This is a genomic window from Streptomonospora alba, from assembly GCF_000826685.1.
Lineage (GTDB): Bacteria > Actinomycetota > Actinomycetes > Streptosporangiales > Streptosporangiaceae > Streptomonospora > Streptomonospora alba.
This window is the reverse complement of the sequence record NZ_JROO01000021.1, coordinates 50,448-67,113: the sequence shown is the minus strand read 5'-3', so window position 1 is coordinate 67,113 and position 16,666 is coordinate 50,448. Positions and strand designations below refer to the sequence as shown.

At 73.4% G+C, this 16,666-nt stretch carries 15 protein-coding genes; 12 read left to right on the top strand and 3 right to left on the bottom strand.

Annotation, left to right across the window (positions count from 1 at the left end; genetic code table 11):
• Window positions 1-19: 19 nt before the first annotated feature.
• The 8 genes from aroC (at window position 20) to LP52_RS11950 (ending at window position 6,905) form a co-directional block, all read left to right on the top strand.
• Entirely contained in the window at window positions 20-1,198 is a 1,179-nt protein-coding gene (aroC, locus tag LP52_RS11985) for a chorismate synthase (RefSeq protein ID WP_040273381.1), read from the top strand.
• A 49-nt stretch (window positions 1,199-1,247) separates the two neighbouring features.
• Window positions 1,248-1,772, top strand: coding sequence for a shikimate kinase (locus LP52_RS11980; protein ID WP_040273302.1), 525 nt, complete (start codon window positions 1,248-1,250; stop codon window positions 1,770-1,772).
• Entirely contained in the window at window positions 1,769-2,848 is a 1,080-nt protein-coding gene (gene aroB / locus LP52_RS11975) for a 3-dehydroquinate synthase (protein WP_040273300.1), read from the top strand. The genes LP52_RS11980 and aroB overlap by 4 nt, the downstream gene beginning before the upstream one ends.
• Window positions 2,849-2,992: 144 nt before the next feature.
• Window positions 2,993-3,556, top strand: a complete 564-nt coding sequence (gene efp / locus LP52_RS11970) for an elongation factor P (RefSeq protein WP_040273298.1) — start codon at window positions 2,993-2,995, stop codon at window positions 3,554-3,556.
• A gap of 46 nt (window positions 3,557-3,602) precedes the next feature.
• A complete protein-coding gene (gene nusB / locus LP52_RS11965; RefSeq protein WP_040273296.1) occupies window positions 3,603-4,025 on the top strand; it encodes a transcription antitermination factor NusB in 423 nt (140 codons plus the stop codon).
• Between the two features lie 55 nt (window positions 4,026-4,080).
• Window positions 4,081-4,884 carry a methyltransferase gene (locus tag LP52_RS11960; RefSeq protein ID WP_052809751.1) on the top strand — a complete coding sequence of 268 codons (804 nt, stop codon included), beginning with the start codon at window positions 4,081-4,083 and terminating at the stop codon, window positions 4,882-4,884.
• Window positions 4,885-4,942: 58 nt separating this feature from the next.
• Window positions 4,943-6,217, top strand: a complete 1,275-nt coding sequence (gene dinB / locus LP52_RS11955; RefSeq protein ID WP_052809750.1) for a DNA polymerase IV — start codon at window positions 4,943-4,945, stop codon at window positions 6,215-6,217.
• A gap of 283 nt (window positions 6,218-6,500) precedes the next feature.
• Window positions 6,501-6,905, top strand: coding sequence for a DUF3040 domain-containing protein (locus tag LP52_RS11950; RefSeq protein ID WP_040273295.1), 405 nt, complete (start codon window positions 6,501-6,503; stop codon window positions 6,903-6,905).
• A 208-nt stretch (window positions 6,906-7,113) separates the two neighbouring features.
• On the opposite strand, the gene LP52_RS11945 is transcribed toward LP52_RS11950, so the two are convergent.
• From LP52_RS11945 to LP52_RS11935, 3 genes are all read right to left on the bottom strand, one after another.
• Window positions 7,114-9,465 carry a transglutaminase family protein gene (locus LP52_RS11945; RefSeq protein WP_040273294.1) on the bottom strand — a complete coding sequence of 784 codons (2,352 nt, stop codon included), beginning with the start codon at window positions 9,463-9,465 and terminating at the stop codon, window positions 7,114-7,116.
• A 174-nt stretch (window positions 9,466-9,639) separates the two neighbouring features.
• Window positions 9,640-10,869, bottom strand: coding sequence for a DUF58 domain-containing protein (locus LP52_RS11940; protein WP_040273292.1), 1,230 nt, complete (start codon window positions 10,867-10,869; stop codon window positions 9,640-9,642).
• Window positions 10,870-10,887: 18 nt separating this feature from the next.
• Window positions 10,888-11,880 carry an AAA family ATPase gene (locus LP52_RS11935; protein WP_040273290.1) on the bottom strand — a complete coding sequence of 331 codons (993 nt, stop codon included), beginning with the start codon at window positions 11,878-11,880 and terminating at the stop codon, window positions 10,888-10,890.
• Between the two features lie 331 nt (window positions 11,881-12,211).
• Between LP52_RS11935 and mraZ the strand changes: the two genes are divergently transcribed.
• The 4 genes from mraZ to LP52_RS11915 all read left to right on the top strand — a co-directional run bounded on the left by mraZ (window position 12,212) and on the right by LP52_RS11915 (window position 16,610).
• Window positions 12,212-12,643 (top strand): division/cell wall cluster transcriptional repressor MraZ, encoded by a 432-nt coding sequence (gene mraZ, locus LP52_RS11930; protein ID WP_040273289.1) that lies wholly within the window; start codon window positions 12,212-12,214, stop codon window positions 12,641-12,643.
• 434 nt (window positions 12,644-13,077) lie between these two features.
• Window positions 13,078-14,046, top strand: coding sequence for a 16S rRNA (cytosine(1402)-N(4))-methyltransferase RsmH (gene rsmH / locus LP52_RS11925; protein ID WP_084723139.1), 969 nt, complete (start codon window positions 13,078-13,080; stop codon window positions 14,044-14,046).
• Window positions 14,047-14,113: 67 nt separating this feature from the next.
• Window positions 14,114-14,599 (top strand): hypothetical protein, encoded by a 486-nt coding sequence (locus LP52_RS11920; protein ID WP_040273287.1) that lies wholly within the window; start codon window positions 14,114-14,116, stop codon window positions 14,597-14,599.
• A gap of 64 nt (window positions 14,600-14,663) precedes the next feature.
• Window positions 14,664-16,610 (top strand): peptidoglycan D,D-transpeptidase FtsI family protein, encoded by a 1,947-nt coding sequence (locus LP52_RS11915; RefSeq protein ID WP_040273285.1) that lies wholly within the window; start codon window positions 14,664-14,666, stop codon window positions 16,608-16,610.
• Window positions 16,611-16,666: the final 56 nt, after the last annotated feature.

The following is a 16,666-nucleotide window of genomic DNA, read 5'->3' as shown; positions in this document are numbered from 1 at the left end:
ACATGAAATGATCGGAGACATGTTGCGCTGGCTGACCGCGGGGGAGTCCCATGGACCCGCACTCGTCGCGATACTGGAAGGCCTTCCGGCCGGCGTCGCCGTGACTTCGGACGACATCGCCGCCGCACTGCGCCGCCGTCGCGCCGGCTACGGCCGTGGCGCCCGGATGAAGTTCGAGCAGGACCAGGTCACCCTCGTCGGGGGTGTCCGGCACGGTCTGACCCAGGGCGGCCCGGTGGCCGTGGAGGTCGCCAACTCCGAGTGGCCCAAATGGGAGCGGGTCATGTCCGCCGACCCCGTACCGCCCGAGGAGTTGGAGGGTGTGGCGCGAAACGCCCCGCTCACCCGCCCCCGGCCCGGACACGCCGACCTGGTGGGCATGCAGAAGTACGGCCACGACGAGGCACGGCCGGTGCTGGAGCGTGCCAGCGCCCGCGAGACCGCGGCGCGCGTCGCCGTCGGCGAGGTGGCCCGTGCGTTCTGCCGCCAGGCGCTGGGCGTGGAGCTGCTCAGCCACGTCGTGTCGATGGGCGCGATCGAGGTCCCCGACACGGTCCGACCCGAGCCCGGCGACCTGGAGCGCATCGACGCCGACCCGCTGCGCTGCTTCGACCCGGAGACCAGCGAGCGCATGGTCGCCGAGGTCGACGACACCAGGAAGGCCGGCGACACTCTGGGCGGCGTCGTGGAGGTGCTGGCCTACGGCCTTCCGCCGGGGCTGGGCAGCCACGTCCACTGGGACCGGCGCCTGGACTCCCGGCTGGCCGGCGCGCTGATGGGCATCCAGGCCATCAAGGGCGTCGAGGTCGGCGACGGGTTCCGCACCGCCGCCCGGCGCGGCTCGGCCGCCCACGACGAGATCGAACCCGGCGCCGAGGGCGTGCGCCGCCGCAGCAACCGCGCCGGCGGCGTCGAGGGCGGAATGACCACCGGCGCGCCGCTGCGCGTGCGCGCGGCCATGAAGCCCATCGCCACCGTCCCGCGCGCGCTGGACACCGTGGACGTCTCCACCGGCGAGCCGGCCCAGGCCCACCACCAGCGCAGCGACGTCACCGCGGTGCCGGCCGCGGGTGTGGTGGCCGAGGCCATGGTCGCGCTGGTGCTGGCCGAGGCCGCAGTGGAGAAGTTCGGCGGCGACTCCCTGGCCGAGACCGCCCGCAACGCCCGCGCCTACCTGGATACGCTGGAGATCCACTAGCGGTCGGGCGAGGCGGGCGCCGGCCGCCCGAGACCCGAGGAGACACCGAATGAGCACACCGATCGCGGTCCTGATCGGCCCGCCCGGTGCGGGCAAGACCACGGTCGGCCGGGCGCTGGCGGAGCGGCTGGACGCGCAGCTGCTGGACACCGACACCGAGATCGAGGCGCGCGCCGGCAAGGCCGTGGGCGACATCTTCGTCGAGGACGGCGAGCCCGCCTTCCGCGCGCTTGAGCGCGAGCTCGTCGCCGAGGCGCTGGCCTCGTGGCAGGGCGTCGTCGCGCTGGGCGGGGGATCGGTCCTGGACCCGGCCACCTCCGCCGACCTGGCCCACCACCATGTCGTCTACCTCCAGGTGGAGTTCGCCGACGCCGCCAAGCGCGTCGGCCTGGACACCCCGCGCCCGCTGCTGGCCGGCAACCCCCGCACCCGGCTGCGCAAGCTGCTGGAGGAGCGGCTGCCCGTCTACGAGGGCCTGGCGAAGGCGACGGTGCCCACCAGCGGCTACCACCCCGAGGAGATCGTCGACGCCGTCGTCGAGAGCCTGCCCCAGCACCAGGGCGGGGCCCGATGAGCGCCACCCGCATCGGCGTGGGCGGGGCCGCCGAGCCCTACGACGTCGTCGTGGGCCGCGGCGTCCGCACCGACCTGCCCGAGCTGGTGGGCGAGCGCGCCGCGCAGGTCGCCGTCGTCCACCCCGAAGGGCTGGGGGAGCTGGCGCGGCCGGTCCTGAGCGCGCTGGGCTCGGCCGGCTACACCGTCCACCCCATGGCCGTGCCCGACGGGGAGGCCGCCAAGACCGCCGAGGTCGCCGCCGGGTTGTGGAGCAGGCTCGGCCAAGCCGGGTTCACCCGCACCGACGCCGTGGTGGGCGTGGGCGGCGGCGCCGTCACCGACCTGGCCGGGTTCGTCGCCGCCACCTGGCTGCGCGGGGTCCGCAGCGTACTGGTGCCCACGACCCTGCTGGGCATGGTCGACGCGGCCGTGGGCGGCAAGACCGGCATCAACACCGCCGAGGGCAAGAACCTGGTCGGTTCCTTCCACCCGCCCGCCGGCGTGCTGTGCGACCTCGACACGCTTGCGGGCCTGCCTGCGGCCGACTACATCGGCGGCCTCGCCGAGGTGATCAAGGCCGGGTTCATCGCCGACCCGGCCATCCTGGAGTTGGTCGAGGCCGACCCCGAGGGCGCCGCGCGCCCCGACGGCGCGCACACCCGCGAGCTGATCGAGCGCGCCGTCGCGGTCAAGGCCGAGGTCGTCTCGGCCGACCTGCGCGAGAGCGGCCGCCGCGAGATCCTCAACTACGGCCACACACTCGGCCACGCCATCGAGCGAGCCGAGGACTACACCTTCCGGCACGGTTACGCGGTGGCCGTGGGCATGGTCTACGCCGCCGAGCTGGCCCGCCTGGACGGGCGCATCGACGCGGCGCTGGTCGAACGCCACCGCAAGGTGCTCGCCTCGGTGGGGCTGCCCACCGCCTACTCCGGCGCGGCCTGGCCCGAGCTGCGGCGCACCATGAGCGTCGACAAGAAGGCGCGCGGGGCCGTGCTGCGCTTCATCGTGCTCGACGGCGTCGGGCGGCCCGCGGTGCTGTCGGGTCCGGAGCCGGAGCTGCTGGACTCGGCTTATGCGGCGATCGGCACGTGAACACCCCCGACCGGGTGTGAACCCCGCACCGGGTGAAACCCACTAGACTGCGGTGACGACGGCGGCAGTACGCGCTTGCGCGGCGGCCCGCACAGGGCGCCCGCCCGCCACCGACCGAGCCCGACCTCTGGAGAGACGACTCAAGTGGCCACGACGAACGACCTGAAGAACGGCACGACCCTGAAGCTCGACGGCGGAGAACTCTGGAACGTCGTGGAGTTCCAGCACGTCAAGCCCGGCAAGGGCGGAGCGTTCGTCCGCACCAAGCTGAAGAACGTCACCTCGGGCAAGGTCGTCGACAAGACCTTCAACGCCGGAGCCAAGGTCGAGGTCGCCAATGTGGACCGTCGGGAGATGCAGTACCTCTACACCGACGGCGAGTCCTACATCTTCATGGACACCGACACCTACGACCAGATCCCGGTCGACACCAAGGTCGTCGGCAAGAACGCCGACTACCTCCTCGAAAGCGCGATGGTCACCGTCGCGATGAACGAGGGCGTGCCGCTCTACGTCGAGCTGCCCGCCGCCGTCGAGGTCGAGATCACCCAGACCGACCCCGGCGTGCAGGGCGACCGCTCCACCGGCGGCAGCAAGCCCGCCACCATCGAGACCGGCGCGGTCATCCAGGTCCCGCTGTTCATCACCACCGGCGAGCGCGTCAAGGTCGACACCCGCAACGGCGACTACCTCGGCCGCGTCAACTGATGGCGCTCACTGTGAGCGGCGCTCGGCGCGCCCGGGCGGAGAAGCGATGAGCGGCGGCGGAGGAGCGCGGCGCAAGGCGCGTCGGCGCGCGGTCGAGGTTCTGTACGAGGCCGAGGTGCGCGGTGCGACGGTCGATGCGGTCATCGAGCGCCGCCAGGCCCAGACCGAGCCGCCCATCAACGAATTCACGATGCGGCTGGCCCTGGCCGTCGACGAGCGCCGCGAGCGCCTCGACACGCTGCTGGAGGACTACGCCATCGACTGGTCCCTGGACCGCATGCCCGTGGTCGACCGCAACATCCTGCGGATGGGCGCCTACGAGCTGCTGTGGGACGAGGACATCCCCGACGGGGTGGCGATCTCCGAGGCGGTCGCGGTGGCCCGGCAGCTGTCCACCGACGAGTCGCCCTCCTTCATCAACGGTCTGCTTTCGCGGCTGATGGAGAACAAGGCCCAGCTCGCGCCCTGACCGGACGGCGCGCCGTCGGCAGGCCTCGACACCAGCAAGCAGAAGGGGAGCCGGTGTGAGCGACAAGCCCCACGGCGGCGCCGTGCCAGGCGAGCCCGGCGCGGGGTCCGGCCCGCATCGGGCGGCCAGCGCCGCCCGTACCGAAGTGGTCTGGGAGGTGCTGCGCGCGGCGCTGGCCGAGCAGGAGCCGACCGACGGCGAGAGCGACGGTCTGGACATCGTGGACGCCGGCGGCGGCACCGGCGGCGCGGCCGTCCCGCTGGCGCAGCTGGGTCACCGCGTCACCGTGGTCGACCCCAGCCCCGACTCGCTGGCCGCGCTGGAGCGCCGGGCCGCCGAGGCCGGGGTGCGTGTGCGCGCGATGCAGGGCGAGACGGGGGATCTGGCCCACCTGCTGCCTGCCGCTCACGCCCACCTGGTGCTGATGCACAACGTGCTGGAGTACGTCGAGGACCCGGCCGGGGCCCTGGCCGACGTCGCCGCACTCACCCGGCCCGGCGGCGCGGTCAGCGTGCTGGCGGCCAACGCCGTGGCGGGGGTGATGCACCGGGCGCTGGCCGGCCACCTCGCCGACGCCCGCCGCCTGATCGAGGATCCCGAGGGCCGCTGGGGCCCGGGCGATCCCATGCCGCGCCGCTTCACCGCCGGACAGCTCGTCGATCTGGCCGAGCGGGCCGGGCTGGGCGGCGACGACATCCGCGGGGTGCGCGTCTTCGCCGACCTGCTGCCCGGCCGGGTGCTCGACGGCGAGGCCCACGTCGGCGAGCAGCTGCTGGAGCTGGAGAAGGCCGCTTCGACGCACCCCGCGCTGTCGGGTATCGCCACCCAGATCCACCTGCTGGCCCGCAGGCCCCTGTGAAGCCCGCTGACCAGGGGCGGGGTGGCGCTGTAGCGGACGCCGGCGGCACACTGGTGGCATGAGCCGACGCCAGCTTGAGCGCGGGCAGGCGCTGCGGGGGATCGTCGGGCCCGGCGGCGTCGAACCGCTGCCGCAGGGCGGCTGCGAGGCCGCCGCCGAATGCACGGTCCTGCACATCGACATGGACGCCTTCTTCGCCGGCGTCGAGCGGCTGGAGCACCCCGAGACCCGCGACATGCCCATCATCGTCGGTGGGACCGGACCGCGGGGCGTGGTCTCCTCGGCCGACTACATCGCCCGCTCCTACGGCGTCCATTCGGCCATGCCGATGGTGCGCGCGCTGCGGCTGTGCCCCGACGCGGTCGTCTTCCCGCCCGACGGCGCCCACTACAAGCGGGTCTCCGAGGCCGTCATGGACATCCTGCTTTCGGTGTCTCCCGAGGTCGAGCCCGTCTCGCTGGACGAGGCCTACCTGGACGTCTCCGGCGCACGCCGCCGCTTGGGCGACCCGGTGCGCATCGCCGAGCTGATCCGGCACCGGGTACACGAGGAGCAGAGCCTGACCTGCTCGGTGGGTGCGGCGCCCAGCAAGCTGGTCGCCAAGCTCGCCTCGACCCGATGCAAGCCCGACGGCCTGCTGGTGGTACCCCCCGAGCAGGTCACCGCGTTCCTGCACCCGCTGCCGGTGGGCGCGCTGTCGGGGGTGGGCGACAAGACCGAGCAGACGCTGACCCGGCTGGGCCTGCGCACGGTCGGCGACGTGGCGCGCGTCTCGGCGGCCACGCTGCGCGGCGAGTTCGGGACGGCCCTGGGCGACCGCCTGGCCGCCTTGTCCCAGGGCCGCGACGACCGCGCTGTCGTCCCCTCCTCGCCCGACAAGAGCATCGGGGCCGAGGAGACCTTCCCCCGCGACGTCGACGACCCCGCGATGATCCACAGGGAGCTGCTGCGGCTGTCGGAGAAGGTCGCGCGGAAGATGCGCGCCGGCGGCCATGTGGGACGGACCGTCGTGGTGAAGCTGCGCCGGGCCGATTTCACCACCATCACCCGTTCGCGCACGCTGCCCGAGTCCACCGACGTCGCCCACGAGATCAACGCCGCCGCTCGGGAGCTGTACGACGCAGCGGGACTGGAGCGGGTACGGCTGCGGCTGGTGGGGGTGCGCGTGGAAGGGCTGGCGCCGGTCTCCGAGTCCCACCGCCAGCTCAGCCTGGACGAGCCCGAAACCGGCTGGCGCGAAGCCGAGCAGGCGATGGACGCCGTCACGCGGCGCTTCGGCACCGGGGCCATCCGGCCGGCGGCCTTGGCCAAGCGTGATGAGAATGACGTATAGTACTGCAACTTTCGGGGGAGCGGACCCGTTAGAGGGAGTGGGAGGCCTTCGACCGGCGGGCGCCGGCCGGCGGCTTGCCAGGGCAATGCAGGGGACAGTAGGAGGGCGAGCGCAGCGGTGTTGCGGTTCGACGGTGAGGGTAAAGTGGCCCATGTGGGTCAGCTACACGCTCATCTTTTCTTTTCAGTAGGCGCTAAGGCACCTTATTCTGGGCATACCACTGAACAACGACCTGTTGGTCAGCACACCTCACCCTACTCGGGGACTGTCATTGGGAGGCGCCGTGCCGCTCTCTGAACACGAGCAGCGTATGCTCGACCAGATCGAGCAGGCGCTGTACAACGAGGATCCGAAGTTCGCCAACACGGTGCGCCAGACGAACCCCGCTGTGCACTACAAGCGGTCGATCGTCCAGGCGTCGATCGGGTTCGTCGTCGGGATCTCGCTCCTTATGGGCGGTGCGATCCTCCAGCAGGTCATCGTCGGTGTCATCGGCTTCATCGTCATGCTGGCGTGCCTGCTGTGGGGACTCAACGCCTGGCGGCGCGTCGCCGGCGGCGGTGAGGCGGCGGCCCAGCCGCAGGCCAACGACGCCGAACCGAAGCAGCGCCGGCGCCAGCAGCGCCCGGGAATGATGAACCGCTTCGAGGAGCGGTGGCGCCGTCGCCAGGAGGGCGACGAGAGGTAAGACCGCCCCCGCACCGCGGTCGGCGCCCGGCCACACCCGAGTTCGTTTGGAACGCGCCCGACGGAGCCCCCTCCGGAGGGCGCGTTCTCGTGTGCGCGGCCCGAGGAGCGGCCCCGAACGCGAGGACCCCGCCGGAAACGTCGGGGGTGGGGCGGTCTCCGTCCCACCCCCGTGGGTGCGGTGGGCCAGGGGAGGGGCTCCCACGGGCCTATCCCGCAGCGGTTCCGGGGGCGGCCGTCGAAGAGGGGGCGGCTACGGGCGCCGGGGGCGCCGGCAGCAACGACCGGGGCAGCACGACCGCCCGCAGCGCGGCCGCGCGCCCGCAGGCCGCCCGCAGCGCCGCGCGCACCCGCCGGCTGTCGTCGGAGGGCGTCCCCTCCTGGGCGAACTCGGGTGCGTAGCGCGCGCTCTCCTCGCCCATCGCCAGGCGCCACACCGCGGCGCGGGCCTGCTCCTCCAGACCGAGATCGTCGCTGAGCCGCTGGGCGACCGCCCGCGGCGACTCGGCCGCGCCCCAAGCCAGGCCCAGATCGCGGCTGTCGTCGCGCAGCTCCCGCCAGGCGGCGCGGGCGCGCTGGGTCGCCGAGCCCGCACGCACCCATCGCGCGCGCCGAACGAGGAACCGGGCGAACGCGGGCAGCACCGCTGCCACCAGCACCGCAGGCAGCACCAGCGCCGCCCACCAGCCCAGTCCGCGGCCGTCGTCCGGCCCGCCGGCCAGACCGTCCCGGCCCTCCTCCTCGGTCGCGGCGGGGTCCTCGGACTCCGTCTGGTCCTGGGGAGCCTCGGGCTCGGCCGAAGGGCCCGTGCCGCTGTCACCCTGCGGGTTCTGCGGTCCCTGGGCCTGCCCGCCCTGCGGCGCCGACGGCATGCCCTCGGCGTAGTCGGGCACCGTGGCCGTGCCCTGGCCGCCGGGAGAGGCGGGGGTCGGCTCGAACCGCAGCCACCCGGCGCCCTGGAAGTACAGCTCCGGCCAGGCGTGGGCGTCGGACTCGGTGACCTCCCAGGTCCCCTCGCCGGCGCCGGCGCCCGAGGTGTAGCCGATGGCCACTCGTGCGGGGATGCCCGCCTGGCGGGCCAGCAGCGCCATCGCGCCGGCGAACTGCTCGCAGTAGCCCACCCGGTTGTCGAACAGGAAGTAGGACAGCGGATCCTCGCCGGCCGGGACGGAGGGCGGGGTCAGGTCGTAGGAGAACCCGCCGCGGCGGGTGAACCACTCCTGCAGCGCCACCGCCTTGTCGTGGGCGGTATCGGCCTCGGAGGTGATCGACGCGGCCAACTCCGCGGTGCGCTCGTCGACGCTTCCGGGCACCTCCAGGTAGCGCTCGTCCAACTCGCCGCCGGGCTCCATGTCGGCGGCCAGCGCATCGAGGTCGGGCTCGTTGACCAGGCTGGTGACCTCGTAGTCGTCGCCGCGGGCCGGGGCACCGGTGGTGAAGACCATCAGCGTGTCGGGATCGGCGTACCACTCGCCGGAGGCCGACAGCTCGCGCGGCGGGTAGGGCATGGGCAGGAAGTCGGTCTCGAAGCGGTCGGCCAGCGTGATCTCGGTGGTGGTGCGCTCGCTTGCGATGTAGGTCTGACCCGGCGGAGACGGCAGCACCTCGTCGTCGAGGTCGCCGTCGCCCTCAGCGCGCAGCCGCGACATGGTCCAGTTCTGGCCGTCGAAGGCGTCCAACGAGTACATGCGCAGGTAGTCGGGGTTCTCGGAGTCGGTGCTGTAGGTCAGCACCGGCCGATCGGACGTCGAGGACAGGTCCCTGCGCAGGCTGACCAGCGGGTGGGTGGTGGTGACGGTCTCACCGCCCAGCCTGCTGCCGTCGGCCAGCGCGTACAGGGAGTTGGAGGACAGTCCCGGGACCGCCAGCGGGACCACCAGCGCCAGAGCCACCGCCACCGCGGCCACGCCCGCCGTGGCGGCGATGTGCTGCACGCCGCCCAGCACCGGCGCCGCCGTGTCGTGGGCGGCCCGCACGGGCACACCCCAGCCGGCGTCGCGTACCCAGCCGTCCACCGCCAGCAGTACCACGTAGCCCGCCGCGGCCCCGGCGAAGGCGAAGGGGGACAGGCCCTGGTCGTCCACCAGCAGCGGGACCAGCAGCAGCCCCGCCAAGGGCAGCGCCGTCATCGCGGCCGCCCGGGCGGTCACCCCCAGGAAGTCGGAGACGATCGCCAGCAGGCCCATCGCGGCCGCGACCACCAGTGCCAGGGCGGGCGTCGCCGGGATGGGCGTGGTCTCGGTTCCGATCTGGGCGCGCCCCTCGGTGAACACCGCGACCAGATCGCTCAGTGAATCAGAGGTGGGCACGAACCCCAGCGGTGCGGCGTAGGGGACGAACGCGCCGATCAGCACGCACAGCACCACTGCGGCCTGCAGGAGGGGGACGACGGCCACCGGCACGCGTGCCGCGCGCAGCCCCAGGCCGGCCGCCGCGCAGGCGGCGACCACGGCGGCGGCGGGGCCCCACCAGGAGTCGCCGGCGATCAGCGGCGCCAGCGCGGGCAGCGCGAGCAGCAGTGCTGCGGCGGTCGCCAGGGTGAGGGCGGCCTTTGCGAGCATCGTGTACCGGCGGCCCCCGAGCCGGGCGAAGGGAGTCGGGGGCGTGCGCCGTTCCTCCTTACCGAAGGACGCGGTGGACGGGGGACGAAGGGGGCTGGTCGGAGCGGCTCCGGACGAGCGCGGTGCGGGGGGACGCGGGCCGTGGACCGGTAGGACGCATCGGGCGGGCTCCTCTCACCGGACGGCCGCGCCGGAGTGTCCGAGCACCGCAGCGCTCCAGGCGTGGGCCAGGTCCGCCACCGAGTCGATCTCGGCGACCAGCCAGCCCGCCTCGCGCAGGGCGGCCGACGAGCGGAGCACGGCGTCGTGTCCGGGCCAGGCGGCACGGCTGCACAGCAGCGCCACGCAGGTGTGGCGGCCGCCGGGCAGGGGGGCGAGCGCGTCGAGGTCGGCGGCGGTGAGCGCGCCCAGTACCGCAACGAGCAGACCCTGTCCGCTGATGTGGGCGTCGCCGACCGCCTCGGCGGCACCGGCCAGGCTCGCGGAGTCGGAGGCGGAGGCCACCGCGAGGGCGTCGAGGACGTCGGGCCCGCTGGCGGCGGGCACCTCGTCGCTGTCGGTGCGCACCCGCAGCTCGTGTCCGCGCCCGATGAGGTGCAGGGCCACCGAGGCAGCGGCGCTGACCGCGACCTCCTGCGAGGACTCCGGACCGGCTCCGGCGTGGGCGCGCGAGCGCAGGTCGGCCAGGACGGCGCTGCGGTCGCTGAGCCGGTGCTCCTCACGGCGCACCATAAGCTCGCCGTGGCGGGCCGTGCTGCGCCAGTGCACCCGCCGCATGTCGTCGCCGTGCCGGTAGCCGCGCGGCACCGGGTCGTTCTCGGTGCCTCCCGCCGGCGTCCGCGCCGAGCTGTCGCCGTCCTCGGCGGTGCCGCCGGGCACCGGCACGGGCGCCAGCGGGACCACCGGCGGGGTGACCAGCAGCGTCGCCGGTCCGCCGATCGAGCGTCGGCGCCGCAGGCAGTTCAAGGGATCGGCGAAGGACACCGCCAGCGGCCCCACGGGGTAGGAGCCGCGCACCTGGGGCCGCACCCGGTAGGTCAGATCGCGCACGGCGCGCGGCCCCAGGAAGCCCACGTTGAACCCGGGCGCCTGGCCCAGTTGGAAGGGCAGCCCGTCCTGCACGCGCAGGCCGCTCACCGGCAGCGTCGTGGAGGCGTTGGCGACCCGGATCAGCACGCGGGTGTCGGTGCCCGCCGTGGCGCGCGAGGGCTGAAGCGCCCGGCTGTGCACGACGCGCCCAGGCGCACCGGACAGCGTCAGGGCGGCCAGCAGCGGTAGCGCGAACACCAGGACCCCGAACCCCACCAGGTCGTGCTCGCCGATGACCAGGCCGCTGACGATCAGCGCCGCCCCGCCGCTGAGCAGTCCCCAGCCGCGGACGGTGAAGGCCGGCAGCAGACTCACGCGTGGCTCCCCGGGGGCTTAGCGCGGATTGGGAATGGGCAGGCGGGCCACGATCTCGGAGACGACCTGCTCGGGCGCACGCCGCTCCATCCGGGCTTCGGGGCTGGGCAGCAGCCGGTGCGCCAGCACCGGGACCGCCAGGGCCTGCAGGTCGTCGGGCACCACGTAGTGGCGCCCCTCCAGTGCGGCGTAAGCGCGCGCCGCCCGCACCAGGTGGATCGTCGCGCGCGGCGAGGCGCCCAGCCGCAGCGCCGGGGACGTGCGCGTGGCGGTGACCAGGTCGACGGCGTAGCGCCGCACGCCGGGGGCGACGTGGATGGCCTTGACGCGGTCGACCATGGCGTGCACGTCCGCCGCGGAGGCCGCGGGCTGCAGCGCGTCCAGCGGCGACTCCGCGCTGTGGGAGTCGATCATGTCCAGTTCGGCCTGGGGGGTGGGATAACCCACGGCGATGCGGGCCATGAACCTGTCGCGCTGGGCCTCGGGCAGGGGATAGGTGCCCTCCATGTCGGCGGGGTTCTGCGTGGCCACCACCATGAAGGGCCGCTCCAGCGGGCGGGTCTCACCGTCCACGCTGACCTGCATCTCCTCCATGCATTCCAGCAGCGCCGACTGGGTCTTGGGAGAGGCGCGGTTGATCTCGTCGCCCAGGACGATGTTGGCGAAGACCGGGCCGGGGTTGAACTCGAACTCGCGCCGGTCCTGGTGGTAGACGCTGACGCCGGTGATGTCGGCCGGCAGCAGGTCGGGGGTGAACTGCACCCGCTGGACCGAGCAGTCGATCGCGCGTCCCAGGGACTTGGCGAGCATCGTCTTGCCCACGCCCGGGATGTCCTCGATGAGTAGGTGGCCCTCGGCCAGCAGGACGGTAAGCGCGATGCGCACGACGTCCGGCTTGCCCTCGATCACGGACTCCACGGCCTCGCGGATCCGCTCCGCCGCGGCGATGACGCCGCTGTCGCCGTCGGGGAGCCCGTCCCCCTGTGTGTTCTGACGCGTGCCCAGTGACACGTATCCCCTCTCTGAGGACCGGAGCCGATGGAACCGAGGCTAGAGCCAAAGTCGGCGAAAGCAAACCAAAACCCGAAAACCGCGGAGCGCCGTGCCGTGCGTGCTGTATCACACGCTCGCTCCGGCGAAGGGGGACGCACGGGTGCGCCGTGGGGCGGCGGTGCAGCCGCTCCTGGCCACCCCACTCCGCTCCACCGGTGCTGACCTGCGCTTTCTCGTGCCGCTATGTCTCGCGACGGCGATTGAAACTGTTGACCGTGGGGAAGAGTGGAGTACAGTGGTGCATCGTGGAGCAGGAGACTGCTCTGCTTGGGGGCTTGGGAGGTGGGCCTTGTTTCTCGGGACCCACGAGCCGCGCCTCGACGAGAAGGGACGCCTGTTCCTTCCGGCGAAGTACCGCGACGAACTGTCGGGGGGACTGGTGATCACGAAGGGACAGGAGCGCTGCCTCTACGTCTTTCCGGTGGATGAGTTCCAGCGGATCACCGAGGCCCTCCGCTCGGCGCCGGTCACCGCCAAGGCGGTCCGCGACTACAGCCGGGTGTTCTTCGCCAGCGCCTCCGACGAGGTTCCCGACAAGCAGGGGCGCATCACGATTCCCGCCGGTCTGCGCACCTACGCCGGTCTGGAACGCGACTGCGTCGTCATCGGGGCCAACACACGCCTGGAGATCTGGGACTCCGAGGCGTGGTCTCGCTACGAAGCCGAACAGGAGCAGGCATTCGCGGACCTGTCGGAGGAGGTGTTGCCGGGGGTGCTGTGACTTCGCGCGACCGCGGTGCCGGCTTCGACACCCGCGCACACCGGTCCGCAAGCCACGCCGACCAAGTCCTGTCCGGACGTCGGCCTTCAGGCGCGGCCCGCAGTCAGCTGGCGCATCTTCCCCGGCGCCAGGTGGCGACCGCCTCAGCGCGGTCAGCGGGCGCGTCTGGAGGCCAGTCCGGACGGCGGACACGGCACGGGCCGCATGCACAGCACAGGAAGCACGGCTGAGACCGGCCATGTGGCCGGCAGTCAGGAGACGACGGCACCGACCGTGAGCGGGCCGAGCCCACACGCGGGTGCGCCGCAGGGGAGCGCGGCGGCACCGGCGCCAGGGGAACGGCCCCCGGTCGCCGCGGCATCAGGGGGACGCCGCGGTGGATCGGCCGCACGCTGCGGCAGCCGGGCGGTCAGTGAGGAGGGGGCACTGTGCTCATGGCGGACATCGGCGACGAGCCCGGAACCGGCCACACGCCGGTCATGCTCGGCCGCATCGTCGACCTGCTCTCACCGGCCCTGAGCGAGCCCGGAGCCGTCCTCGTCGACGGCACCCTGGGCCTGGGCGGGCACGCCGCCGCCCTATTGGAGGCCCACCCCCGCCTGCACCTCGTCGGCGTCGACCGCGACACCACCGCACTGGAGCGCAGCCGCAGCCGGCTCGCGCCCTTCGGCGACCGCGTCGAGCTGGTCCACGCCGAATACGACGACGTCCCCGGCGTCCTGGACGACCTCGGCCGGAGCGAGGTCCAGGGCGTCCTGCTCGACCTCGGCGTCTCCTCGCCACAGCTCGACGAGTCCCAGCGCGGCTTCGCCTACTCCCACGAGGCCCCCTTGGACATGCGCATGGACCGCACCCAGGGCAGCACCGCCGCCGACGTCGTCAACACCTACTCCGTCGCCGAGCTGGCCCGCATCCTGCGCGAGTACGGCGAGGAGCGCTTCGCCGGGCGCATCGCCAAGGCCATCGCGCGCCGCCGTGAAGCGGAGCCCCTCGACTCCACGCGCGCACTCGCCGACCTCGTCCGCGACGCGATCCCCGCCGCCACCCGGCGCACCGGCGGCAACCCCGCCAAGCGCACCTTCCAGGCGCTGCGCATCGAGGTCAACGCCGAACTGGAGATCCTATCCCGCGCGCTGCCGGCCGCGCTGGAGCGCATCGCCGTAGGCGGGCGTATCGCCGTGCTCTCCTACCACTCACTGGAGGACCGCATCACCAAGCGGACCCTCCAAGACCTGGCCACCGACACCACACCGACCGACCTCCCGGTCCCGCTGCCGGATCACAGCCCTCAGCTGCGGCTGCTGACCCGGGGCGCCGAATCCCCCGCAGAGGACGAGAACCAAGCCAATCCGCGGGCGGCCTCGGCGCGGCTGCGGGCAGCCGAGCGCATCCGCCGGCCATGACCGCGCGGCGGACGGCAGCCGCCGTCCGGCCGCGTACCCAGTGGGAGACACAGCGGGGAGGACCACGATGAGCAGCGCCACCGAGGAGAGCGCCCGGCGCACCCGCGCCGCCACCAAGGCACCTCCGGCGCGCAGGCCCGCGCCGCGGCGCACCGCGCCGGCGCCGGCGCGCCGGCGCAGTACCGCGGCCGCGCCGCGCCCCGCGGTACGCGCGCCGCGCATGCCCTTCGTCCTGCTGGTGCTGGGCCTGCTCGGCGGCGCGCTGATCAGCCTGCTGGCGCTGCGCACCGTACTGGTGGCCGACTCCTTCACCATCAGCGAGCTCCAGACGAGCAACGAGAAGCTGGCTCACGAGGAGGAGGCGCTTCGCGAGGAGGTCGTCCACCTGGAGTCCTCCGAGCGCATCGCCGACGAAGCCGAGGAGATGGGAATGGAGCCCGGCCAGGCGCCGCTGTTCCTGGATCTGGACGAGCGCCGCGTCACCGGCGACGAGGGCGGCGCCCCGTCCGGCCTGCCCGGCACCGGCGCCCAGCCCGAAGCGGGTTCGCGATGAGCCCCCGCCGCCGCTCCCGTGCGCGCCTCCGTCGCCCGGCCGGTCCCGGCCGCGGGGGGTGCAGTTGAGTTCGTCCCGCGACGGCCGCTCCCGCGACCCGCGTCGACCCGGCTCCTCGCCCCGCTCCGGCCGCGGCCCCGCACCGCGCGACCGCCAGGCTCGGCCGCGCGGCAGCGAGGGCCGCCGTCCGGCACGGGAGACGCCGCCGCCCCGCCGCCCCCGCTCGGGACCGCCGCCTCGGCGCCCCGGAGGCGGCGGGGGGACGAACCCGCCGCCGCGCCGCCCCGTCAGGCGCGGCAACCCCCGGCGCCGCCTCAACACCGCCGGGATCCTCATGGGCGTCATCCTGCTGGTCTTCGCCGGCCGCCTGGTCCAGATCCAGGCCATCGACGCCCCCGAATACGCCGCCGCCGCCGAGGACATGCGCCTGAAGAGCATCGACATCCCCACCACGCGCGGCGATATCACCGACTCCTCCGGCGACGCCCTCGCCCTCTCGGTGGAGGCGCGCACCGTCTTCGTCGATCCGGTGGCGGTGCGCGACGACGAGCGCGACCGGCTCGTCGACGAGCTGACCCGGCGCTTCGACCTGGACCGCTCCGAGGTGGCCCGCAAGGTCGACGCCGAACCCCGCCGCTACGAGGTCGTCGCCGAGAAGGTGGCGCCCGAGGACTGGAAGGCCATGGAGGAGCTCGGCCTCAGCGGCGTGGGCGCGCTGACCGACTACAAGCGCGTCTACCCCGACGAGACCGGCGCCGCCGACCTCGTCGGCTTCACCGGGGCCGACGGCCACGGTCTCGAAGGGCTCGAGGGCATCATGGACGGCACCCTGGCCGGCGAGCCCGGAAAGCAGCAGGTCGAGATGGGTGCCGGGGGCGTCCGGATCCCCATGGCCGAGGGGCTGGCCCAGGAGCCGGTGCCCGGCAAGGACGTCCGCCTGACCCTGGAGCGCGACATCCAATGGCACGCCTCGCAGGCGCTGGCCGAGCGCGCCGAGGAGCTCGACGCCGCAGGCGCCAGCGCGATCGTCATGCGCCCCAACGGCGAGGTGCTGGCCATGGCCGACTACCCCAGCTACGACCAGTCCGACTACAGCGACTACTCCGCCGACGACCGCGCCAACGGCGCCGTGGCCGACGCCTTCGAGCCCGGCAGCACCAACAAGGTCATCACCCTGGCCGGGGCCTTGGAAGAGGGCCTGACGACCCCCGAGCGCGTCTACAAGGTCCCCTACTCGGTGCAGATCCACGACCGCAGGTTCAAGGACGACCACTTCCACAAGACCCAGAACCTGACCCTCAACGGGATCCTCGCCCAGTCCAGCAACGTCGGCACCATCAAGGTCGGGCAGCAGCTCGGCGCCCAGAGGCTCCACGACTACCTGCGCAAGTTCGGCTTCGGCGAGCCCACCGGGCTGGACCTGCCCGGCGAGAACGCCGGCATCCTCGCCGACCCCGACGACTGGTGGGGCACCCAGCTGCCCTCCATCTCCTTCGGACAAGGCCTCTCGGTCAACGCCGCCCAGATGGCCAGCGTCTACGCCACCATCGCCAACGGCGGAGTCCGGGTGGAACCCACCCTCGTCTCCGGAACCGTCGGCGAGGACGGCGGGTTCGAGGCATCCGACGAGCCGCCGCGCGAGCGGGTCGTCAGCGCCGAAACCGCCGAGGAGCTCACCCGGATGCTGGAGGCCGTCACCGGCGAGCACGGCACCGCCGAGTCCGCTCAGATCCCCAACTACCGTGTCGCCGGCAAGACGGGCACGGCCAACCGGGTCAACCCCGAGACCGGCGACTACGACGGTCACACCTCGATGTTCGTCGGCTTCGCGCCCGCCGACGACCCCGAACTGGTGGTGCAGGTGGTGCTGCACGACCCCAAGGACGAGTACTACGGAAGCGAGGCCGCCGCACCCGTGTTCACCGACATCATGTCCTTCGCGCTGAAGTCGGAGAAGGTCCCGCCCACAGGGACCGAGCCGCCCAACATCCGCCTCTTCGGTGACGGCTGAGCCCTGCCGGCCGCGGCGCCCCGCACCGCGACCGGCGCGGATTTACCCGTCGGCGC

Bases quoted from the DNA above. Each gene is read 5' to 3' on its own strand.
- rsmH (WP_084723139.1), top strand. From the start codon at position 13,078: ATGGCGGACATCGGCGACGAGCCCGGAACCGGCCACACGCCGGTCATG.
- LP52_RS11980 (WP_040273302.1), top strand. From the start codon at position 1,248: ATGAGCACACCGATCGCGGTCCTGATCGGCCCGCCCGGTGCGGGCAAG.
- aroB (WP_040273300.1), top strand. From the start codon at position 1,769: ATGAGCGCCACCCGCATCGGCGTGGGCGGGGCCGCCGAGCCCTACGAC.
- LP52_RS11945 (WP_040273294.1), bottom strand. From the start codon at position 9,465: ATGCTCGCAAAGGCCGCCCTCACCCTGGCGACCGCCGCAGCACTGCTG.
- LP52_RS11920 (WP_040273287.1), top strand. From the start codon at position 14,114: ATGAGCAGCGCCACCGAGGAGAGCGCCCGGCGCACCCGCGCCGCCACC.
- aroC (WP_040273381.1), top strand. From the start codon at position 20: ATGTTGCGCTGGCTGACCGCGGGGGAGTCCCATGGACCCGCACTCGTC.
- nusB (WP_040273296.1), top strand. From the start codon at position 3,603: ATGAGCGGCGGCGGAGGAGCGCGGCGCAAGGCGCGTCGGCGCGCGGTC.
- dinB (WP_052809750.1), top strand. From the start codon at position 4,943: ATGAGCCGACGCCAGCTTGAGCGCGGGCAGGCGCTGCGGGGGATCGTC.